The sequence below is a fragment of the Paraburkholderia sp. GAS42 genome (assembly GCF_050436565.1).
Classification (GTDB): Bacteria; Pseudomonadota; Gammaproteobacteria; order Burkholderiales; family Burkholderiaceae; genus Paraburkholderia.
Genome location: NZ_JBNDML010000011.1, coordinates 102,741 through 123,350, shown reverse-complemented (window position 1 = coordinate 123,350; position 20,610 = coordinate 102,741). Strand labels below are relative to the sequence as shown.

Annotated in this window: 19 protein-coding genes; 10 read left to right on the top strand and 9 right to left on the bottom strand. The window is 64.0% G+C overall.

The window, feature by feature from the left end:
* Positions 1 to 12 precede the first annotated feature (12 nt).
* Together P3T16_RS17905 and P3T16_RS17900 are read right to left on the bottom strand one after the other, a co-directional pair.
* The gene (locus tag P3T16_RS17905; protein ID WP_429343272.1) at positions 13 to 789 is read right to left on the bottom strand and encodes a maleate cis-trans isomerase family protein; all 777 of its coding nucleotides are present in this window, start codon (positions 787 to 789) and stop codon (positions 13 to 15) included.
* Positions 786 to 2,030 (bottom strand): D-amino acid dehydrogenase, encoded by a 1,245-nt coding sequence (locus tag P3T16_RS17900; RefSeq protein ID WP_429343271.1) that lies wholly within the window; start codon positions 2,028 to 2,030, stop codon positions 786 to 788. Before P3T16_RS17900 ends, P3T16_RS17905 begins: the two co-directional genes overlap by 4 nt.
* A gap of 321 nt (positions 2,031 to 2,351) precedes the next feature.
* Here P3T16_RS17900 and P3T16_RS17895 point away from each other — a divergent pair, with 321 nt between their 5' ends.
* Genes P3T16_RS17895 through P3T16_RS17880 form a run of 4 tightly spaced genes read left to right on the top strand, consistent with a single transcriptional unit; the run spans position 2,352 to position 7,007 of the window.
* Positions 2,352 to 3,551, top strand: coding sequence for a branched-chain amino acid ABC transporter substrate-binding protein (locus tag P3T16_RS17895; RefSeq protein ID WP_429258910.1), 1,200 nt, complete (start codon positions 2,352 to 2,354; stop codon positions 3,549 to 3,551).
* 25 nt (positions 3,552 to 3,576) lie between these two features.
* The gene (locus tag P3T16_RS17890) at positions 3,577 to 4,476 is read left to right on the top strand and encodes a branched-chain amino acid ABC transporter permease (RefSeq protein WP_429258911.1); all 900 of its coding nucleotides are present in this window, start codon (positions 3,577 to 3,579) and stop codon (positions 4,474 to 4,476) included.
* A 3-nt stretch (positions 4,477 to 4,479) separates the two neighbouring features.
* Entirely contained in the window at positions 4,480 to 6,288 is a 1,809-nt protein-coding gene (locus P3T16_RS17885; protein ID WP_429343270.1) for an ABC transporter permease subunit, read from the top strand.
* Positions 6,276 to 7,007, top strand: coding sequence for an ABC transporter ATP-binding protein (locus P3T16_RS17880; RefSeq protein WP_429258913.1), 732 nt, complete (start codon positions 6,276 to 6,278; stop codon positions 7,005 to 7,007). Before P3T16_RS17885 ends, P3T16_RS17880 begins: the two co-directional genes overlap by 13 nt.
* A gap of 151 nt (positions 7,008 to 7,158) precedes the next feature.
* Here the strand turns inward: P3T16_RS17880 and P3T16_RS17875 are convergent, their stop codons facing one another.
* The 6 genes from P3T16_RS17875 to P3T16_RS17850 form a co-directional block, all read right to left on the bottom strand.
* The gene (locus P3T16_RS17875; RefSeq protein WP_429343269.1) at positions 7,159 to 8,205 is read right to left on the bottom strand and encodes a LacI family DNA-binding transcriptional regulator; all 1,047 of its coding nucleotides are present in this window, start codon (positions 8,203 to 8,205) and stop codon (positions 7,159 to 7,161) included.
* Positions 8,202 to 9,170 carry a 2-hydroxyacid dehydrogenase gene (locus P3T16_RS17870; protein WP_429343268.1) on the bottom strand — a complete coding sequence of 323 codons (969 nt, stop codon included), beginning with the start codon at positions 9,168 to 9,170 and terminating at the stop codon, positions 8,202 to 8,204. The genes P3T16_RS17875 and P3T16_RS17870 overlap by 4 nt, the downstream gene beginning before the upstream one ends.
* 4 nt (positions 9,171 to 9,174) lie before the next feature.
* Entirely contained in the window at positions 9,175 to 10,461 is a 1,287-nt protein-coding gene (locus P3T16_RS17865; protein ID WP_429258916.1) for an MFS transporter, read from the bottom strand.
* A gap of 56 nt (positions 10,462 to 10,517) precedes the next feature.
* Entirely contained in the window at positions 10,518 to 11,516 is a 999-nt protein-coding gene (locus P3T16_RS17860) for a sugar kinase (protein ID WP_429343267.1), read from the bottom strand.
* 79 nt (positions 11,517 to 11,595) lie between these two features.
* Positions 11,596 to 12,360 carry a sugar phosphate isomerase/epimerase family protein gene (locus tag P3T16_RS17855; protein WP_429343266.1) on the bottom strand — a complete coding sequence of 255 codons (765 nt, stop codon included), beginning with the start codon at positions 12,358 to 12,360 and terminating at the stop codon, positions 11,596 to 11,598.
* Positions 12,361 to 12,524: 164 nt separating this feature from the next.
* Positions 12,525 to 13,430, bottom strand: a complete 906-nt coding sequence (locus P3T16_RS17850; protein ID WP_429343265.1) for a LysR substrate-binding domain-containing protein — start codon at positions 13,428 to 13,430, stop codon at positions 12,525 to 12,527.
* Between the two features lie 117 nt (positions 13,431 to 13,547).
* Here P3T16_RS17850 and P3T16_RS17845 point away from each other — a divergent pair, with 117 nt between their 5' ends.
* From P3T16_RS17845 to P3T16_RS17820, 6 genes are all read left to right on the top strand, one after another.
* On the top strand, positions 13,548 to 14,630 hold the full coding sequence (locus P3T16_RS17845) for a YeiH family protein (protein ID WP_429258920.1): 1,083 nt from the start codon (positions 13,548 to 13,550) through the stop codon (positions 14,628 to 14,630).
* Positions 14,631 to 14,866: 236 nt separating this feature from the next.
* The gene (locus tag P3T16_RS17840; RefSeq protein WP_429258921.1) at positions 14,867 to 15,604 is read left to right on the top strand and encodes a glutathione S-transferase; all 738 of its coding nucleotides are present in this window, start codon (positions 14,867 to 14,869) and stop codon (positions 15,602 to 15,604) included.
* Positions 15,605 to 15,677: 73 nt separating this feature from the next.
* Complete coding sequence (locus P3T16_RS17835) at positions 15,678 to 17,411, top strand: ClcB-like voltage-gated chloride channel protein (protein ID WP_429343264.1); 1,734 nt, start codon at positions 15,678 to 15,680, stop codon at positions 17,409 to 17,411.
* A 107-nt stretch (positions 17,412 to 17,518) separates the two neighbouring features.
* Positions 17,519 to 18,856 carry a C45 family autoproteolytic acyltransferase/hydolase gene (locus P3T16_RS17830; RefSeq protein ID WP_429343263.1) on the top strand — a complete coding sequence of 446 codons (1,338 nt, stop codon included), beginning with the start codon at positions 17,519 to 17,521 and terminating at the stop codon, positions 18,854 to 18,856.
* A 319-nt stretch (positions 18,857 to 19,175) separates the two neighbouring features.
* On the top strand, positions 19,176 to 19,448 hold the full coding sequence (locus P3T16_RS17825) for a hypothetical protein (RefSeq protein WP_429343358.1): 273 nt from the start codon (positions 19,176 to 19,178) through the stop codon (positions 19,446 to 19,448).
* 129 nt (positions 19,449 to 19,577) lie between these two features.
* Positions 19,578 to 19,808, top strand: a complete 231-nt coding sequence (locus P3T16_RS17820) for a DUF2795 domain-containing protein (protein ID WP_429343262.1) — start codon at positions 19,578 to 19,580, stop codon at positions 19,806 to 19,808.
* Positions 19,809 to 19,865: 57 nt separating this feature from the next.
* Here the strand turns inward: P3T16_RS17820 and P3T16_RS17815 are convergent, their stop codons facing one another.
* Positions 19,866 to 20,492: a TetR/AcrR family transcriptional regulator gene (locus tag P3T16_RS17815; RefSeq protein ID WP_429258925.1), complete on the bottom strand. Its 627-nt coding sequence runs from the start codon at positions 20,490 to 20,492 to the stop codon at positions 19,866 to 19,868.
* Between the last annotated feature and the right edge of the window lie 118 nt (positions 20,493 to 20,610).

Genomic DNA, 20,610 nt, shown 5'->3' with positions numbered 1-20,610 from the left:
CGCTTTCAACGATCAAAGCGCGAACAACCTCCCCAGATGAGGCTCGCAATCCTCCACACCTGCGAGCCGCAACGCATGCCAGGCCATCGCGAAGTTGCTCGATATCACTGGTTTGCGGGTCCTCGCCTCGAGTTCCGGAATCAGCCCGGCGACGCGCAGACTTGTGCACGACACGAAAACAGCGTCCACGTCGGCGTTCTGTGCAAGGTGCTCGACGGCGGCCCGCAGCGACGCAGCGTCAATGCGCGCAACTTCGTTGTCGTTTGCATGCTCGAATGACGCCATACGCGTGACTCCGACACCCCGCGCCTCGATGTAGTCCCGCATGAAGCTATTGATCGCACGCACATAGGGCGTCAGCAGTGCGGCCCGCTGCACGCCGAGCGCACGCAACGCAGCGAGCGCAGCGGTGATGGGCGTGGTGCATGCGACGCCGGGACGTGCTTCGCGGATGCGCGCGAACACGTTTTCCTCGCCGATCACCATCGCGGCCGACGTGCAGCCGAACGCCACGACATCGATCCGCTCGCCAGGGCGAATCAGCGCCACCGCCGCTGCAATGCGGGAGTCCATTTCCATCAGCCGTTCGGGCGTAATGTCCGCCGAGTTGTACACGCGGCTTTCGTAGAACGCCACGCCATCCTGCGTCAGCAGCCTGCGCCATTCGTGTTCGATCGTATGATCGGTGGCGAGCACCACGAGGCCAATGGCGGCACGCCGGCAGATGCCGTCATCCAGCACGAAATCGAGTCTTGCGTAGGCGTCGTTGGGCAGTGCGCTCGTGTTCATTTCAGTGTCATCCCTGTCATGTCAATCTCGGGCTCACGACCGGCCATGATGTCGACCAGCAGTTTCGCGGTGCCGCACGACATCGTCCACCCCATGTGTCCGTGCCCGGTGTTCAGATACAGGTTCCTGTGCCGCGTGCGGCCGATCAACGGCGTACCCTCTGGCGTCATCGGGCGCAGACCGGCCCAGTGGGACGGCCTGTCATAGTCGGCGCCGCTGGGGAACAGCTCGCGTGCGGCCCGCAGCATGGTCGTGAAGTCGGCGGGTGTGTGGCGGGTGTCATAGCCGGCGAATTCCGCGGTTGCAGTAAAGCGCAGCCGCTGGCCAAAACGCGCCCACGCCACGAGGTTGTTCTCATCGACGCCGCCAAGATCCGGCGGACGGTGATCCGGCCCGACCGGGAAAGTGGCCGAGTAGCCCTTTACCGGATATACGGGTAGCCGATAGCCCAGACGGCGCGCCACAACTGGCGACCAGGAACCGAGCGCCAGCACGAACTCGTCACCGCGCACGAGTCCCGCCGGCGTATGCACCCCGACTATCTGGTCGCCTGATGCCTCGATGGAACTGATCGGCCTGTCGAATTCGAAACGCACGCCAAGGCGTTCGCACGCCGTCTTCAAGGCACGGGTGAAGAGGTGTGCATCGCCGCTTTCGTCGGTAGGGCAATAGATTGCTCCGGCAATCCTGTCTCGCGCAGCCCCAAGCGCGGGTTCCCGCGCGACGACCGCGTCCGCATCGAGCGTTTTGAGCGGCAGGCCGTTGTCCTTAAGGATCGACATGTTCTGCCTGCCGCGCGCAAAAGACGCTTCGTCGCGATAGAGATACAACAGGCCGCGGCTAATGCGGTCGTATTGCAGGTGCTCGGCGGCGGTCAGCTGTTGCAGTTGCGTCTGCGCGTAGCGGCAAAGCGTGACCTTGCGCGTCGTGTTCACGCGGGAGCGCTCCGCCGTGCAGTTTCGCAGGAACTGGAGGCACCAGATCCACATGTGCGGGTCCGCGTTGAGCTTGAGCCGCAGCGCCTGCCCTTCGACGAAAAGCGACTTCAGCAGGATTTTCGGCGCACGCGGAGAGGCCCATGTATACGAATGCCCCGGTGCGACCAGGCCGGCGTTGGCAAAGCTGGTCTCGAGCGCGACGTCCGGCTGGCGGTCGATCACCGTGACCTCGCGCCCCTCTTTCGCGAGGTACCAGGCTGCCGTGACGCCTGCGATTCCGCCCCCCAGTACGACGCTTTTCATGCGTAACTCCCGTGTCGACCGGAGTTAGCGCTTTAGCGCTTACTCCGGTCCCATGCAAAGCTGCCAGCCGTTCAAATATAGCGCCGCCGGCGCGTTGGATGGTGGTTTATACGCGGATACCCTAGCCCGTCCAATGGGCGGCGAGACCTATCATGAAAGGAGCACTTTCCTGACGGCGCCGCGGTGAGCCTGCCCGCCAGGCTGTTGATCCAGCAGATCATGCATTGCACGCGAACACACGTTTTCGTCCGCTTTCTGATGTCACCGGTCTATCCGCGTGGCGGATCGCTTTGATCCCTTTCACAATAAGGAGTCACTAACATGATTGCTCAGAAGAATGGCACGCCCGACGCGGTTCGCGTCTTGCGGCGAACGACAATCGCGGCCATGGCCGCTCTGGCCGTGCTCGCCGGCACGGTCCCCGGCCTGGCCCGAAGCCAGGGCGCCACCATCAAGATCGGCGTGCCCGCGCCGCTATCAGGCAGCAGCGCCAATGCCGGCCAGGACATCGTCAACGGCGCCAAGCTGGCCGCCGCGAAAATCAATGCGGCTGGCGGCGTGCTCGGCAAGCAGATCGAGCTCGTGCCGGAAGACGACGCCTGCGACGCGCAGACAGCGGTGCAGGCGGCGCAGAAACTTGTCGATGCGGGCGTCGTCGCGGTGGCAGGCGGTTACTGCTCCAGCGCAGCGCTGCCAGAACTGACGACCTTTCACCGTGTCGGCATTCCCTACGTGATGGACGCGTCGACCAATCCCAAACTGACCGAGATGGGCTACCAGAACGTGTTCCGCACGATCGGCCGTGACGACGAGCAGGGCCCGTTCGCCGCCAACTTCATCAAGAACTTCCTGCACGCAAAACGTGCGGCGGTCATCAACGACAACACGACCTATTCCAAGGGCCTCGCCGACAACACGGTGGAAGCGCTGAAGAAGAACGGCGTCGACGTCGTCTACGACGATGCGATCACGCCCGGCCAGATGGATTACTCGCCGACGCTAACCCATGTCGCCGCACTGAAGCCGGACGTTATCTATTACACCGGCTATTTCGCCGAAGCCGGCCTGCTGGTGAAGGAGGCGCGGCAACTGGGCCTGAAGATGACGCTGATGGGCGGCGACGCCACCAACGACCCCACGCTGATGAAAACAGCCGGCCCCGCGGCCGACGACATGGTCATCACAACGGCGCCGCTGGCGCAGTTCCTGAGCGCCGCGCACGGCTATGTCGACGACTATACGAAGGCCTACGGGCAAGGTCCCGGCCCCTATTCCGTGTACGAATACGATGCCGTCGGAGTCACCGCAAAAGCGATCGCGGACGCAAAATCGACGGCGCCTGCGGCCGTCAGTGCTGCTCTGCACAAGATCTCGGGCTATCAGGGCGTGACTGGGACGATCGGCTTCAACGCGAAAGGCGACCGCAGCAACGCGGTGTATATCGTCATTACCGTGCGCGGCGGCAATTTCACGCCTTACCAGCGACTTGACTCAGGTGGACACTGGGTGGCGATGAAGTAGGCCCTGACGCGCGCCGGGCCTGGCCATGAGCACCTTTTTCCAGTTCGTCGTCGAAGGGCTGACGACCGGCTCTTTCTATGCCCTCGTCGCCCTCGGCTACACGATGGTCTACGGGATTATCCGGCTGATCAACTTCGCTCACGGCGACTTGTTCATGGTCGGTGCGTTCGTCGGCTGGACCGCTTTGACGGCGCTCGCCGCGGTGCACCTGCCGCTCGCCCTGACGCTGCTGATTGCGCTCGTCGCTTCGATGGCGGTCACCGGCGCCCTCGGCCTCGCCATCGAGCGGCTGGCCTACCAGCCGCTGTTGCGCGCGCCGCGGCTGTCGATTCTGATCACGGCGCTCGGCGTTTCTCTCGCGCTGGAGAACGGCGTGCTGCTGCTCTACGGCGCGGGCTTCGACACCTATCCGCATGTGCTCAGCCAGGCAGGATTCGATCTGCTCGGCGTGCGGGTCAGCTTCACACAGATAGGCATCATCGCGGTGAGCCTTGCGCTGATGCTGGCGCTGTATTTCTTCGTCCATCACACGTTCCTCGGCACGGCCATGCGCGCGCTGGCGATCGATCAGGACGCGGCACGTCTGATGGGCGTCAATGTCGAGCGGCTGATCCAGCTGACCTTCCTGTTAGGTTCCGTGCTGGCCGCCGTCGCAGGGGTCATGGAAGGGCTCTTCTACACCCAGATCAATTTCTTCATGGGCTTCGTGCTGGGTCTTCGTGCTTTCACCGCCGCCGTTCTCGGCGGCATCGGCAACATTCCAGGTGCGATGGCCGGCGGCATCCTGATTGGCCTGCTCGAGGCCTTCGGCGCCGGCTATGTCTCGTCGCAGTGGACCGATGTGCTGGTGTTCGGCGTGCTGATCGGTGTGCTCGTGATCAAGCCGACTGGCTTGTTCGGCGAACGCGTCGTCGAGAGAATGTAGGCCATGGGCACGACGCCGGCTTCAGCGCGTTGGCGCCGCCCTGCGGCCGGCGCCGGTCTTCTTGTCGCTGCCGTGGCGCTGCCGGCTGTCGCCAGCAGCTATATCGTCGATGTCGGCCTGACCATCGCCACCTATTCGATCCTCGGCCTCGGGCTGAATATCGTAGTCGGCTATGCCGGGCTGCTGGATCTGGGCTATGCAGCCTTCTTTGCAATCGGCGCCTACACGACGGCGCTGCTGGAAACACTGCTGCACTTCTCGTTCTGGGAAACGCTGCCGTTCAGCCTCGCGTTTGCCGGCGCTTCGGGCATCGTCATCGGCTACCCCACCCTGCGCCTGCGCAGCGACTACCTGGCGATCGTCACGCTCGGGTTCGGCGAGATCACGCGCATCATTGCCACCAACCTTCGGATTACGGGCGGCCCGAACGGCATCTACGGCATCGACAGCCCCAGCCTGTTCGGCTATGAGATCAGTTCGCCCCATGCGGTCTACGAACTGGGCATCGCGTTCCTCGTGCTGGTGCTGGTGTTCGCGATCCGGCTCGGCCAGTCGCGGCTCGGCCGCGCCTGGACCAGCATCCGCGAGGACGAGGCGGCTGCCGAGGCCGTCGGCGTGCCGACGCTGCGCGTCAAACTGCTGGCCTACGTCATGGGCGCATTGATCGGCGGTTTTGGCGGCAGCCTGTTCGCTGCGCGCTTCGGGACGATCGACCCGACCGGTTTCACCTATCTGCAGTCCGTCACGATCCTGATCATCGTCGTACTTGGCGGTCGAGGGAGCATTCCTGGCGTGATACTCGGCGCCGTGATCGTTGCCGGCCTGCCCGAGATGCTGCGTTTCCTCAACCTTTGGCGCATCTTCGGGTTCGCGATCGGGCTGGTGATCCTGATGCTGCTCCGGCCGCAAGGCCTGTGGCCGGCGCCACTGCGCCGCGTGGCGCCGCCGCGCGAGGGCGCCGGCGCCGCAAAGCCCGTGCCCCGGGAGACCGTCGCCGATGAAATCATGCTCGAGGTGCGCAACATGCAGCGCCGCTTTGGCGGGGTGCTGGCAGTCGGCGACGTCAGCTTTACGGTGCGCAGCGGTGAGATCCTCAGCCTGATCGGCCCGAACGGCGCCGGAAAGACCACGGTGTTCAACTGTCTCACAGGGGTGACGCGTCCGACCGGCGGTCAGGTTCTCTGGCGCGGCGCCTCGCTAGTGGGCGGAGCGCCGCATCGCATCGTCCACCGCGGCATGGCGCGCACCTTCCAGGGCATCCGCCTGTTTGCCAACATGACTGCCTTCGAGAACGTGCTGATCGGCATGGACCATCGGCTCCGAACGCAACTGATCGCCGAGCTGCTTGCGCTACCCTCCGCTCATTCCGAGGCGGCCGATCACGCGACAGAGGGCCTGGGCTGGCTCAGCTTCGTCGGCCTCCGCGCCCGGGCGGGCGAACGCGCGGCCGACCTGCCCTATGGCGATCAACGCCGGCTGGAGATCGCTCGTGCGCTCGCCAGCAACCCGCATCTCCTGCTGCTGGACGAGCCGGCCGCGGGGATGAATCCGACCGAGAAGCACGCGCTGATGGAATTGATCCGGCGTATTCGGGATCTTGGCGTGACGGTGCTGCTGATCGAACACGACATGATGCTGGTGATGGGCGTGTCGGACCGGATCATCGTCATGGACCATGGCGTCATCATCGCCGAGGGTCCGCCAATCGAGATCCAGGCCGACCCGCGTGTGATCGACGCGTATCTCGGTACAGCCGGAATAGACGAAGCGGCTGACGATGCCGCCGGGGAGAAGTCGCTGTGGGACTCCTAGAAATCCGCGATTTGCACGTGAGCTATGGGAACGTAGAGGTTCTGCATGGCATATCGCTGGACGTCGCAGAAGGTGAGATCGTGGCATTGCTCGGCAGCAACGGGGCGGGCAAAACCACGACGCTACGCGCCATTTCCGGCCTGATTCGCCCACGTGCTGGACAGGTCGTGATGGCCGGGCACCTGCTCACCGGACTGCGGGCCCACCAGATCGTGGCCCTGGGTCTCGGTCATGTGCCGGAAGGCCGTCGCATGTTCGGGGCGCTGACAGTCGAGGAAAATCTGCGGCTCGGCGGTTATCTGATCCGGGCCGACGGCGCCTTGCTGGAACAACGCATGACTGAGGTCTATCGGACCTTCCCGCGGCTCGGGGAGCGACGCAGCCAGTTGGCGGGCACGCTCAGCGGTGGCGAACAACAGATGCTGGCAATCGCACGCGCCCTGATGCTGCGGCCGCGCGTCGTCGTGCTGGACGAACCGTCCATGGGACTGGCCCCGAAACTGGTCCGGGTGATCTTCGGCATGATTGCCGACATCTGCAGCGAAGGCACCTCGATCCTGCTCGTCGAGCAGAACGCACGCCAGGCACTGCGAATCGCCCATCGGGCCTACGTGCTGGAAAGCGGCCGCATCGCGCTCGCCGGCCCCGCCCAGGATCTGGCGCAGGATAGCCGGGTTCGCGCAGCGTATCTGGGCGGCAGTGCCGTCGCGACAGAGTGACAAATCAAGACTGCGCCACGGGGAATGGACCATCGCGCCCAGTCGCCGCATTACGCGGGCCGACGGTTCATTCGGCGGCATTGTGGTTGGGACATTGAGCGTTCGTTACTTTCGGACCCTGTTAGCACCGTTGAGAATCGATGATCGCAGATCAGCGCCCGGTTGACGCGCGGACGATCAGTTCGCCCGGCAGCAGACAGTCACGCGCGGCCTCGGTCGCACCATCGATGCGCTGGCTCAGGAACTCGACTGCGCGATAGCCGATGTCGTACGTCGGCTGACGGATCGTCGAGATGCCGGCGAGTTCGGCCCAGTCGGGATCGTCGAAGGACAGCAGCGCGACGCGCTCCTGCCAGTGCGCGCCGTAGCACGTCTTCAGATGCAGCGCGAGGCGCAGCGCGACCGGCGCATTGGCCGCGAACCACGCGATCCGTCTGCCCGCGGCGGCAGCGGCGTCGACCGTGTGGTCGAGCGCGTCCAGCGCGCGCTGGGTGGCGGTTTCGTCGCCAAGATCGAGCACGACCGTCAGACCGTGCGCCCCGCTCACGCCGCGCATCACTTCGCCAAATGCCGCTTCACGCTGGCGTCGCGAACTGATGTTGTCGAACGGCTGCACGACGAAGCAGATTTCGTCGAAGCCGCGTTCGAGCAGATGACGTGTGCCGAGCTGCGAGGCCGCCGCGTTATCGAGCCCGACCATATCGGCGCTCAGCCCTTCCACGGTCCGGTCGACCAGCACCGCCGGAATACCGCCGCCACCCACCGGCCGCAGCGTTTCCTCGCAGACGCCGAGCGCGTTGACGATCACGCCCTCCACGCGATACGTCGTCATCAGCGCCAGAAAGCGACGTTCCATCTCGACTTCGTTCGCCGCGTGGCAGATCAGCGGCATGTAGCCGAGCGCGTGGCACGCCGCTTCGACACCCTGCAGCACTTCGACCGTGTACGGATTGGTGAGGTCGGCAACCACCATGCCGATCAGCCGGTTGCGGCCGCGCTTGAGACCGCGCGCCATCTGGTTCGGCTGATAGTCGAGACGCTGGATCGCGGCTTCGATCCGCGCGCGCAGATCGGGCGACAGCACATTCGTCTCGCCGTTCAGATAGCGCGAGATACTGGTTTTGCCGGTGCCCGCTTCCCGCGCAACGTCGCTGATGGTGGCGCGCCGCAAAGCGGCCGTGCGAACGGGCGTGCTCATGACTTCAGTACATCACGGTTGACGATATTCGTGCGCAGGCTGCCGTCGAGCGCCGCGACGAGATTTTCGGCTGCGCAGCGCGCCATCGCGTGACGCGTCTCGTGCGTGGCCGAACCGATGTGAGGCAGCGCGACGACGTTCTTCATCGACAGCAACGGGGAATCCGCACCGACAGGTTCGTGTTCGAACACGTCCAGCCCCGCGCCATGGATCGTGCCGGCCTTGAGCGCATCGATCAGCGCGGCTTCGTCGACGGTCTGGCCGCGCGACGCGTTGATCAGGATCGCGCTTTTCTTCATCGCCTTGAATTCGGCCGCACCGATCAGGTGATGAGTTTCCTTCGTGAGCGGCACCTGCAGGCAGACGAAGTCGGATTGCGCCAGCAGCTCCGCGAGTTCGACGCGTTGTGCGCCGTACGCCTTTTCCGCCTGTTCATTCGGGCTGCGGTTCGTGTACAGCACACGCATGTTGAAGCCGAGCGCCGCGCGTCGCGCGACCGCTCCGCCGATGCGTCCCAGACCCACGATACCGAGCGTCTTGCCCTGCACGTCGACGCCGAAATGTTCAGCGCCGATGCTGCGTTTCCATTCGCCCGCTTTCACGACATTCGCGAGTTCGACGACGCGCCGGGCCGTTGCCAGAATCAGCGAGAACACCGTATCGGCCGTCGATTCGGTCAGCACGTCCGGCGTGTTCGCCAGCAGAATACCGCGCTGCGTGAGATCCGCGACATCGAAGTTGTCGAAGCCGACCGAGATCGTCGCCAGCGCTTTCAGTTTCGTCGCGCCGTCGAGCATCGCGGGCGTGATCTTCACGCTCGCGCCGATCGCGCCGTCGGCGTCCTTCAACGCGGCGACGAACGCATCGTGCTGCGCGGCGTCGACTTCGACCACGTCTGCGTGTTCACTCAGATACGACATGACATCGGCGGGCAACGGCTTGTACGCGACAATCTTGTTCTTCATCGGCTTATTTTCCTTGCAACGGCGTAGCGAGTGCAGGTGTGTGCTGCGCAGGTTGCGGCTTGACCGCGAGGGTCAGGATCACGGCGGCGACAAGCGCCACGCTCATGAACGCATACGATGCCGCGGGCGATCCGGTCGCGCCGTTCAGGTAGCCGACCACATACGAGCCGACGAACGATCCGAGCGCGCCCATGCTGTTGATCAGCGCCATCGCGCCACCAGCGACGTTCTTCGGCAGCAGTTCCGGCACGATCGCGAAGAACGGGCCGTACGGCGCGTACATCGCGGCGCCTGCGATCACGAGCAGCGCGTAAGACATCCAGAAGTGCGTCGAACCGAGCGCATACGAGGCCGCGAACGCCACCGCGCCGATCAGCAGGAACGGCCACACGAACACCTTGCGGGCATTGAGTTTATCCGAAGCCCACGAGGCCGCAAGCATCGCGATCGTTGCGGCGAGATACGGCAGCGCCGACAGCCAGCCGGTCTCGACCATACCGAGCGTCGAACCGTTCTTCAGGATCGACGGCAGCCACAGCACGAAACCATAGACACCGATGCTCCAGCAGAAATACTGCGCGCACAGCTTGATGACAGCCGGATTGCGGAACGCCTCGCTGTAATTGCGCACCGGCCTGATCGCGGCCTGCTCGGCGCGCAGCGTGTCGTCGAGCGCCTTCTTTTCGTGCGGCGCGAGCCACGACACCTGCGCCGGCTTGTCCTGCACGATGAACCACCAGATCACGGCCCAGAGGATCGCCGGCGCGCCTTCCGCAATAAACATGTGACGCCAGCCGAACGAATGCACGAGATAGCCCGACACAACAGACATCCACAGCACCGTCACGGGATTGCCCAGAATCAGAAACGTATTGGCCCGCGAGCGTTCGCTTTTGGTAAACCAGTTGCTGATAAAGATCAGCATCGCCGGCATGACCGCCGCTTCGACGATACCAAGCGCGAAGCGGATCACCATTAACGAAGGAATATTGCTGACCATGCCGGTCAGCGCCGCACATCCGCCCCACAGAATGAGGCTCCAGAACACGAGCTTCTTGACGCTGCGCCGCTCGGCGTAGATCGCGCCCGGAATCTGGAAAAAGAAGTAGCCGAGAAAGAACAGTGCGCCGATCAGCGAGGACAGGCCTTTGCTGATGCCGAGATCCTGATTGATCCCGGCCGCCGACGCGAAGCCGAAGTTCGCGCGGTCGAGGTACGCGAGGCTGTAGGTGATAAAGACGATCGGCATGATCGTCCACCAGCGGCGGATCGCAAGTGATGAGGTGGCCATGGGTGTCTCCTTGAGCCCTGAAACAATAAATGAATGTGTCGCGCCTTATTGCACGTTCAGTGCAGCGTCTCTGACACCTTGCGTTCTGTGTCTGTCGTAGCGAAGAGGTTTCCGCGTTCGAGCGCGTCGAGTTCGGCGCGCGTCGGCAGGCCTTCCGAATCGCCGATCACCTGGATCGCCAGCGCGCCGATGCGGTTGCCGCGCGCGACCGCTTCCGGCAACGCGCGCCCTTCCAGCAGCGCGCTGACGACGCCCACCGCGAATCCATCGCCCGCGCCGACCGTATCCACCACCTTCGCGACCGGCTGCGAAGCGATCACGCCTGCATCGTCGGCGGTGCGGAAATACGCGCCCTTCGCGCCGAGTTTGATGATGACGCCACGCGCGCCCCGATCGAGGTAGAAGCCCGCAATATCCTCAGGCTTCGTATGGCCGGTCAGGATCTCGCCTTCGCCGATGCCGGGCAGCACCCAGTCGGCATGCGCGGCGAGCGCGTTCAGCGAAGCGACCATCGCTTCGCGCGACGGCCACAGCGTTGGGCGCAGGTTCGGATCGAACGAGATCGTCTTGCCGGCAGCGCGCATTTCCTTCGCCAGATGGAAGGCCAGCTCGCACGATGTCGGGGACAACGCAGGCGCGACGCCCGTCAGATGCAGATGGCGCGCAGGCAGCACGTAATCCGGCACGTAGTCTTCAACCGACAGATGGCTTGCCGCCGAACCCTTGCGAAAATATTCGACGGTCGGATCGCTGCCGTCGTCGTTTTTCGATTTGAGCTGGAAACCGGTCGGATAACGCTTATCGGTGGTGACGCAGCCGCCGTCGACGCCTTCTTTCGCCAGCGTGTCGCGCACGTACTGACCGAACGAATCGTCGCCGACGCGGCTCATCCAGCCCACCTTGAAACCAAGGCGTGAGAGCCCGATCGCGACATTCAGATCGGCGCCGGCGATGCGCCGTGTAAAGCGGGACACGTCGGCAAGCGCGCCGGTTTCTGCCGCGACGAACATCGCCATCGCTTCGCCGTAGGTGATGACATCGAGTGTCGGTTTCATGGCTGGTCCTTTGTACCGCACGTTCCTTACGGGCCGCGCAGCTTGTGTCGGGTACGTCGCTTAAGTCGATCGTGCAGGACTACGCGGCGGCGAGCCACGCCACATAGCGCGACGCGTCCGCGTGGAGGCGGCCCGTGTCGAACGGGAACTCGATGCCGCGCGGCACATCACGCGGCAGCAGCGGCAGGACGGCTGCGCAGACCGGATCGTCGGCCGCGGGCGCGATCGCGAAACGCCGCGCGCCTTCGCCTGTCACCGCCTTGCAGTGGATGTATTCGACGTGCCGCGCGAGTTGTCGCGCGGCTTCCAGCGGCGCTTCGCCGGGCCATTGCCAGTTGCCGATGTCGAACGTCATGCCGAGCACGTCCGGATAGCCCTCGCGTTCCAGCGCCTCGAAGAGGCGCACGAACTGTGCAAGCTCACCCCCTTCCTTCAGCTGTCCGTTTTCGACGACGAGCCGGATGTTCGCATCGCGCAGGCATGCCGCGATCGCGGCGCCGCCGGCTTCGGTCGCGAATCCGCCGAGTTGCAGCTTCACGAAGCGAGCGCCGAGCGCTTCGCCTTCGGCGAGCGCGAGACGCAGCGCGCCCAGGTCGAGCGCGCCTTCGGAGGTGTAAAGCGACGCGGGTGTTGAATAAACCGACCACATGCCGAGTTCGTCGATCGCTTCGCCGAGGTCGTTGAGGACGTCCGGCGCGGTGTCTTCTTCTGAGGTAAACAGCTCACGCCGCACTTCGAACGCGGAGGCGCCGGCCGTTGCCGCCGGACTCAGCCACGCCTGATGCCCGTCGCGCCGGATGGCATCCGCGCCGAATGAGCTAGCTACGATCACGATATCAGGCATGTCGGATTTACCCTTCGTTCGACCCGTTCCATTCAGATGGAACCGGTTCCATCTCGAAATTTCAAAAAAGCGCTCATGCGCTTCGTTGGAAGAATACTGCGCTCCGGGATTGCACGGCGCCATAGTGGAAATCCCCTGGAACCGGTTCCTTAACGCGTGCGTCGTCACCCGGCGCCCGCCAGACTCAGTTCCAGGAAACGTTCCGCGACCCGCGATGGCGCGCTCGCGTGCGGAATCAGGATCGAGAAACGACGCGTGAGGGGCTCGGGCGCGAGCGAAAAAAGACGCAGGACATGGTCTTCGTGCCGCATGGACATCGCCGACACGAAACCGATGCCCATCCCTGCCCGCACCGCTTCCTTGACGCCCTCGACGCCCGCGATCTCGAGTGCCACCCGCATCGGCACGGCCGCGCGGGCAAACGCCCGCTCGACCATCTGTCGCACGCCCGAGCCCGTTTCGCGCAGCACCAGCGCGTGCGCGCCGAGCTCGGTGAGCGTCAAATTCCGGTCAGAAGCGGGCGAGCCTTCGCGCGCTGCGGCCAACGGATGCGTCCGCGGCATGATCGCGACGATCTCGTCCTCGCTCCATGGGTGGACGGCTGTATCGGGCGGCAGGTCGGAGCCGACCGGCCCTTCGACCATCGCGATGTCGACCGACCCGAGCGCGCCGACGATGTCCGACGTGTTGCCGTCGGCGGTATGGAGCGTGACTTCCGGATAGCGCCGGTGAAACTCCGCGATCAGATAGGGCAGCAGATAGCTCGCGGGCGTGGTGCTCGCGCCGATGCGCAGCGTGCCGCGTTCCATACCGCGCAGTGCGTCGCGATACGCATGCGCCTGTTGCCACGTGTCGCGCAGTCGCGCTGCGTAGCTTGCGAGCTGCTCGCCCGCTGGCGTCAGGCGAACACCGCGCCCGTCACGCTGGTACAGCGCCTCGCCGAACTCGTCCTGCAACTGGCGCAACTGGCCAGACACCGCCGGCTGCGACAGATGCAGCGCCACCGCGGCCCGGCTGATGTTCCGGTGCTCGGCAACTACGGCAAACGTTATCAGTTGGTCGGGGGTCATGGCGCTTAAATATCAGATTAGCCGATATTTTACGTCACAAATGACGATTTTTCATATCGATATATTCAAATTAGGATTAGGCCATCGCATCGAACTGATTCATTGAGGACGAACACCATGTCCACCGCCTCCGCTCCAGCCATTGCCCGTCAGGCGCCGTCAACGCGCGGCCAGCTCAACGGCGTTCTCTTCGTCGCGCTTTTTGCCGCGGCCGTCACCAGCATTTCGTCGCTCCCGTTCATCGCGGGGCTCGGGATGAGCCCGCTGATCATCGGCATCGTCGCCGGCGCGATCTACGGCAATGCGCTGCGTGACGGCATGCCCGAAAGCTGGGCCGCTGGCGTCAACTTTTCGGCGCGCAAGCTGCTGCGCATCGCGGTTGCGTTCTTCGGGCTGCGCGTGAGCCTGCAGGAAATCGCCCAGGTCGGCTTGCCGGGGCTGGTGGAATCGGTGCTGATCGTCGTCAGCACGCTGGCGATCGGCACGTGGGTCGGCATGAAGCTGATGAAGCTCGATCGCGACACGGCGCTCCTGACCGCCGCCGGCAGCGCGATCTGCGGCGCGGCCGCCGTGCTCGCATTCGAATCCACGTTGCAATCGAAGCCGCATCAAAGCGCGATGGCAGTTGGCAGCGTGGTGCTGTTCGGCACGCTGTCGATGTTCCTCTATCCGGTGCTCTATCACGCAGGCTGGCTGCATCTCGACACGCTCGGCGCGGGTCTCTTCTTCGGCGGCACGATCCACGAGGTTGCGCAGGTTGTCGGCGCGGCGAGCAATGTCAGCCCGGAAGCCACGCATATCGCGACGATCGTCAAGATGACCCGCGTGATGCTGCTCGTGCCGGTGCTGCTCGCGCTCGGTGTGTGGCTCAACCGGTCGGCACGCAGCGCAGTTGCGAGTGGCAAGGCGAACGGCGCGGCCACGACGCGCAAGCTTGCTGTACCCTGGTTCGCGCTGGGCTTCCTCGCGCTCGTGATCGTCAACTCAATGCACGTGCTGCCGCAAGCCGCGACGCATACGCTGAACACGCTCGACACCTTCGCGCTCACGATGGCCATGACCGCGCTCGGCATCGAAACCCGCATCTCGGCGGTGAAGCAGGCCGGCCCGCGTGCACTCACGACCGGACTGATCCTGTATGTGTGGCTGGTCGGCGGCGGACTGGGGATTACGTGGGCCGTCGAACGCCTGCTCGGCTAGCACGCCCCGCCCGACCGGCCCGATCGGTAGCCCCGCCTCGCGCGGGGCTTTTTGCGTTTCGCGGCGCGATGGTGCGCGCCCGTTCATACGCGAGTTCGCATGGCTGCCCGATCGCGCTCACGTGCAGGTTTCTGTCGACCGCTCAAAGAGCGCCTAAACAGCAACAACATCGCGCGCCGGCGCGGCATACTTTCTGCTCGCGCAGTCGAACTCACAACCCGAGCGAGGATCGATCGATGGCCTATGAACTCTTTTACTGGGACGGCCTGCAAGGCCGCGGCGAATTCGTGCGGCTGGCATTGGAGGAAGCCGGCGCCGACTATATCGAAGTGACCCGCGAGCCGGACAGCGACGGTTTGGGCACCGGCGCGATGATGAACGTGCTCAGGAGCAAAAGCGAGCCGCATCCGCCGTTTGCACCGCCGTTCCTGAAGGACGGCGATCTCGTCATCGCGCAGACCGCCAATATCCTGCTTTACCTCGGCCCCAGACTCGGCCTCACGCCCGATGACGAAGCGCTGCGCTACGTCGTGAACGGCCTGCAGCTGACCATCGCCGATATGGTCACCGAAGTGCATGACACGCATCATCCGCTCGCCACCGGCCTGTATTACGAAGACCAGAAAGATGCCGCCAGGGTACGCGCGCACGACTTCATCGACAATCGCCTTCCGAAGTTCATGAAATACTTCGAGCGCGTGCTGAAGCAGAACCCTGATGGCGACGCCTGGCTTGTCGGCAGTGCGCTGACGTACGTCGATCTGTCGATGTTCCAGCTGATCGACGGTCTGTACTACGCGTTCCCGCTCGCGATGAAGCATTTCGGCGAGCACTGGCCGCGGCTCGCCGCATTGCATGATGCAGTCATCGCGCGGCCGAAACTCGCGGCGTATCTCGAGTCGGACCGACGCATTCCGCACAACGAAGCGTGCGTCTTCCGGCACTACCCGGAACTCGACAAGGCCGTGCGTTGAACGCGGCTCACACAACACGCGTGCTGCTATGCTGGCGCGCGCCCTCCAACCTCTTCTCTGCCCTGTTTCTTTCGTGCTTTCATTCCTGCTGAAGCTGCGCACGCGCGCCCAGACACTGTTCCGCCTGTCCGACGACCATACGATGCTGGTGTGGTCGGTGATCGTCGGCGTCGCCGGCGCGTTCGCGACAGTCGCGTTTCGCGAAGGCATCGCGCTACTTCAGTTCGCGATTTCCGGCAGCGCAAGTGGCATCGTTGAAATGGCGCAACGGCTGCCGTGGACCGTGCGGATCTGGCTGCCCGCGGCGGGCGGTCTGATCGCCGGCTTCTTCCTGCTGGTCGCGCGTCGCGGCGCCGATAAAAAAAGTCATACCGACTACATGGAAGCCGTCGCGATCGGCGATGGCGTCGTGCCGGTGCGGCTGAGCCTGTGGCGCAGCGTGTCGTCGCTGTTCACGATTGCGAGCGGCGGCTCGATCGGCCGTGAAGGTCCGATGGTGCAGCTCGCAGCGCTCTGCGCTTCGCTGATCGGCCGCTGGGTGCATTTCGACCCGCCGCGTCTGCGTCTGCTGGTCGCCTGCGGAGCGGCCGCGGGTATCACGTCCGCCTATAACGCGCCGATCGCCGGCGCGTTTTTTGTGACCGAGATCGTGCTCGGCTCGATCGCGATGGAAAGCTTCGGGCCGGTGGTGGTCGCCTCGGTGGTCGCGAACATCACGATGCGCGAATTCGCCGGCTACAAGCCGCCGTATGAGATGCCCGTCTTCCCGCCGGTAACGGGCGTCGAGGTGCTGCTCTTCGTCGCGCTCGGCCTCCTGTGTGGCGCGGCCGCGCCGCAGTTCCTGCGGCTGCTCGATCTGTCCAAGGCGAGCTTTCGCAAAATGCCGCTGCCGTTGCCGGTCAAGCTTGCGCTCGGCGGGCTGGTCGTCGGCGTTCTGTCGGTGTGGTCGCCGGATGTATGGGGCAACGGCTACAGCGTCGTGAACTCGATCCTGCATTCGCCGTGGACGTGGACCGCCCTGATCTTCGTGCTCATCTTCAAGCTCGTCGCGACGGCCGCGACGGCGGGCTCGGGCGCCGTCGGCGGGATCTTTACGCCGACGCTGTTTGTCGGCGCCGTGCTCGGCTCGCTGTTTGGCCTCGGCATGCACGCGTTGTGGCCGCACGGCACGTCGGCACCGTTCGCGTATGCGATGGTCGGCATGGGCGCGTTCCTCGCGGGCGCGACGCAGGCGCCGCTGATGGCGATCCTGATGATCTTCGAGATGACGCTGAGCTATCAGGTCGTGTTGCCGCTGATGCTGTCGTGCGTGGTTGCGTATTTCGTGTCGCGCGCGATCGGCAAGACGTCAATGTACGAGATCACGCTGGTGCGCAACCGCGAGGAACAGGAACGCATGCGCCTGCGTGCAACGCAGATGCGCGAGCTGATCAAACCCGCCGAGACGATCGTGCCGCTGACCGCGACCGTGCAGGACATGACGCGCGTGTTCCTCGAATATCCGGTGAAATATCTGTACGTGGTCGACGACAAGGCGTGCTTTCTGGGCGTCGTCGCGCTAAAAGACATCACTTCCGACCTGCTGGACAAACACGACACCTCGATGCGCACCGCCGCGCATTATCTGCAGCCGCATTTCGACGTGCTGACGCCCGATATGCCGCTCGGCGTCGCACTGCAGCATTTCATGGCGTTTCAGGGCGAGCGGCTGCCGGTGATCGAAAGCGCCGCGTGTCCGACGCTCGCGGGCGTCGTGTACAAGACGTCGCTGCTCGATGCATATTTCCGGATGAATCCGGCGCGTTAGGGTTCTAGAATTGAAAACGGGTCACGCAGCACGCCGAGCTGCGCTCTCCGGTTGAGCGCAGACGAAAGCGCGACCCCACGTGACCGTCTTTTCGACCCGGAGCGAAGATGAGCGACCCTTCAGGCGACGCAGTCCGCCGCGATCATGCCGGCTGGATTTTCGTGCATATCGAAGGCGAACCGTACGACCGTGGCGAACAGCACGGCCAGCTTCTCGCGGCCGAGATCCAGCATGCGATCAGCACGGCCCGCTATCTCGCGAAGTGGGACACCGGCGAAGACTTCGACACGTTCGTCAATGCCGCCGTCTCGCAATTCGCGCCGCGCCTCGACACCGAATTCGCCGACGAAATCCAGGGCATCGCCGACGGCGCGAAGCTGCCGTTCGCCGACGTGCTGGCATGGAACGGCTACATGGATCTGCTGCAAAGCTGGTGGCCGGCGCACGTGGCCCAGCAGCAGCCGCGCCTCGGCCTGAAGCCATGGCGCGGACGCCGCGGCCACCACTGCAGCGCCTTCATCGCCACCGGCGACGCGACGCGCGACGGTCGCATCGTCATGGCGCACAACTCGTGGGACCGCTACGCCGCAGGCGACGCATTCAACGTCGTGTTCGACATCGTCCCCGATTCCGGCCATCGCATCCTGATGCAGGGGTTGCCCGGCTGCATTTCGAGCCTGACGGATTTCTGGGTCACGTCCGCCGGCCTGATGGTGACGGAGACGACCATCTCCAACTTTGCCGGCTACAACGCGGCCGGCGCGCCCGAGTTCTACCGCTCGCGGCGCGCGACGCAGTACGCGAACAGCATCGGCGAATGGTGCGAGATATTCGCGGTCGCGAACAACGGTGGCTACGCGAACAGCTGGCTGCTCGGCGACGTCAAGACGGGCGAGATCGCCCGTTACGAACTCGGTCTGCACTTTTCGGGCTTCGAGCGCACGAAGAACGGCTTCTACAGCGGCTACAACACCGCGACCGACCTGAAGATCCGCAATCAGGAATGCGTCGGCGAAGGCGAGGATTACACCGACGTGCGCAGGAACGGCGCGCGGCGCCTGCGCTTCATGCAACTGGCCGAGCAGCATCACGGCAAGATCGATATCGACGTCGCGAAAGAAATGATCGCCGACCATCATGACGTCTATCTCGATCGCAGCGACAACCCCTGCTCGCGCACGATCTGCGGCCATCTGGAACTCGACGACCAGCGCTTTGGCGGCTCCGATCACGGCCCGTTCAACCCGTGGGGCGCGAACGACGGCAAGGTGGTCGACAGCGAAATGGCGCGCGATATGGCGTTCTGGGCCCGCTGGGGTCATCCGTGCGGCCGCCCGTTCGACGCGCAGGCTTTCATGAAGCGCCACCCGCAATGGAACTGGCTGAACGGCTACATGCACGACCGGCCGTCGTGGCCGTGGACGCAGTTCGATGTGCTGCGATAGCGCGTTGTCTGAACGCGGATAGGTCGTCGCTTTAACGTCGTCGCATCGCCATCCGGCAGCAGAAAATACTGCGTTGCAACATCAACGCGGCACGATCGTTCGCGACGGAACCACAGCTGGCTGCGAAAATTGCAAATCTCACCATCGCGTTGACGCGGCCTTGTCGTTTTTGCTGCGACGTCCGGTCGATTTGCGACCTAAGATGGTAAATGGCGCCCGCTTTCGCGGTCCGCGCCAGGCGGGTGTCACGCTGCGGGATGCCGCATTGGCACAGCGCTTGCTGCAGCCTCAGCGCTGCAAGAGCAAAGGAGCTCGGGCGATGAAAATCTCGACGCTGTTGACCATGGTGACGCTGTCGGCGTCGTGTTTTGCCGCGCCGGTTCACACGGCATACGAAAGCACGGCATCCGGTCGTAATCAAAGCCCCACTCAGGCGACGCTGAAAGCGGAAGAGGCGCCGGTCGCCCCGGCAGCGCCGGACGTCGCCGTCATGAACGATCGCAGGACGCAGCGCTGGGAATTCATCGCGCTGCCGAAGTCGAAGCACCTCGACCGCGGTTTTGTCGCCAGGGACGAGCATCTGCAGACCTGAGCGGTCAGCGGCCCGAATTGATTCACCCGAATTTCCCCTGAACGCGTCGGGCACAGCGCGACCGGCGCCGCCGGAGCGTTTCAAACCCATGCACGCAGCAGCAACGTACGTAGAACAAGGACCTCGCGCATGACCGGCACCCCTATTCCCGGCGAATCGATCGATATGCAGATTTCCGACATCCTGCGAGCCATTTCATATCCCGCCAACAAGGACTCGCTCGTCGACGCCGCGCGCGAAGCCGGCGCAAGCAATGAAGTGCTGTCGATGCTCGACGGCCTGCCCGAGCAGGATTACACCGATATCACGTCGGTGACAAAGCTGATCGGCAGCAACTACGGGCCAGGCCTCGGAAGCTGATCACCGCAAACGCCGGAAGAACTGGAAGCGCCTGCAGCGGCAGAAGCAGGCCGCCGGTTAAAGCAGTTCGTCCGCGCCGCGACCGAACACGACCCGCGCAAAAAACTCTGACAGCACCGTTTTGACCATCTGGTCGGTGATGTGCGGATCGGCCGTATAGAAAGACTGCACGCCATCGCACAGACCAAAGAGGCCGAGGGTCAGCGTTTCAGCCGGAAGGGACAGCGGCGTGCCGGCGCGTGCCGAAAATTCCACGATGTACGCCGCCATCTGCTCCCGCTTCTCACGCATGAATTCATTGAATTTCGTGCGGAAACGGGCGTCGCGCGCCGACAGCAGCTTCGCCTCCACCCATAGCAGGAAGCACTTGTTGTCGAACGGCAGACGGCTATAGAAGGTCAGCACGCGCTTTTCCATGCCCTCGCGCGTCGACTCCCCTTCGAAGATGCTTTGCAGATCCGCCTGCATCTGCTCGTGATCGCGTCTCAGCAATTCGAGGAACAGCTCCGGCTTGCTGCGGAAGTTCGAATAGAACGCGCCGCGCGTATAACCCGCCGCGCCGGCGATGTCCTCGACGCTCGTCGCGACAAATCCCTTCTTCATGAACATGACGAGCGCAGCGTCGAAGAGACGTTCGCGCGTCTGGTCTTTGCTCTGCTCGCGAGTGAGGCGTTTTCGTTTCATCGGCGGAGTCTAACATTCAGATTGATCCGATTCTGCTTTGCATTCAGATACAGGTGTGTATTAGAATCCATACCGTAATCTGAAGCAAGCGTCTTGCATCACGTTTTTGATCCGCGCC

Coding starts and splice junctions, on each gene's coding strand:
- P3T16_RS17865 (WP_429258916.1), bottom strand. CDS start 10,461: ATGGCCACCTCATCACTTGCGATCCGCCGCTGGTGGACGATCATGCCG.
- P3T16_RS17890 (WP_429258911.1), top strand. CDS start 3,577: ATGAGCACCTTTTTCCAGTTCGTCGTCGAAGGGCTGACGACCGGCTCT.
- P3T16_RS17855 (WP_429343266.1), bottom strand. CDS start 12,360: ATGCCTGATATCGTGATCGTAGCTAGCTCATTCGGCGCGGATGCCATC.
- P3T16_RS17845 (WP_429258920.1), top strand. CDS start 13,548: ATGTCCACCGCCTCCGCTCCAGCCATTGCCCGTCAGGCGCCGTCAACG.
- P3T16_RS17840 (WP_429258921.1), top strand. CDS start 14,867: ATGGCCTATGAACTCTTTTACTGGGACGGCCTGCAAGGCCGCGGCGAA.
- P3T16_RS17905 (WP_429343272.1), bottom strand. CDS start 789: ATGAACACGAGCGCACTGCCCAACGACGCCTACGCAAGACTCGATTTC.
- P3T16_RS17860 (WP_429343267.1), bottom strand. CDS start 11,516: ATGAAACCGACACTCGATGTCATCACCTACGGCGAAGCGATGGCGATG.
- P3T16_RS17885 (WP_429343270.1), top strand. CDS start 4,480: ATGGGCACGACGCCGGCTTCAGCGCGTTGGCGCCGCCCTGCGGCCGGC.
- P3T16_RS17900 (WP_429343271.1), bottom strand. CDS start 2,030: ATGAAAAGCGTCGTACTGGGGGGCGGAATCGCAGGCGTCACGGCAGCC.
- P3T16_RS17815 (WP_429258925.1), bottom strand. CDS start 20,492: ATGAAACGAAAACGCCTCACTCGCGAGCAGAGCAAAGACCAGACGCGC.
- P3T16_RS17820 (WP_429343262.1), top strand. CDS start 19,578: ATGACCGGCACCCCTATTCCCGGCGAATCGATCGATATGCAGATTTCC.
- P3T16_RS17830 (WP_429343263.1), top strand. CDS start 17,519: ATGAGCGACCCTTCAGGCGACGCAGTCCGCCGCGATCATGCCGGCTGG.
- P3T16_RS17875 (WP_429343269.1), bottom strand. CDS start 8,205: ATGAGCACGCCCGTTCGCACGGCCGCTTTGCGGCGCGCCACCATCAGC.
- P3T16_RS17870 (WP_429343268.1), bottom strand. CDS start 9,170: ATGAAGAACAAGATTGTCGCGTACAAGCCGTTGCCCGCCGATGTCATG.
- P3T16_RS17850 (WP_429343265.1), bottom strand. CDS start 13,430: ATGACCCCCGACCAACTGATAACGTTTGCCGTAGTTGCCGAGCACCGG.
- P3T16_RS17825 (WP_429343358.1), top strand. CDS start 19,176: ATGAAAATCTCGACGCTGTTGACCATGGTGACGCTGTCGGCGTCGTGT.
- P3T16_RS17895 (WP_429258910.1), top strand. CDS start 2,352: ATGATTGCTCAGAAGAATGGCACGCCCGACGCGGTTCGCGTCTTGCGG.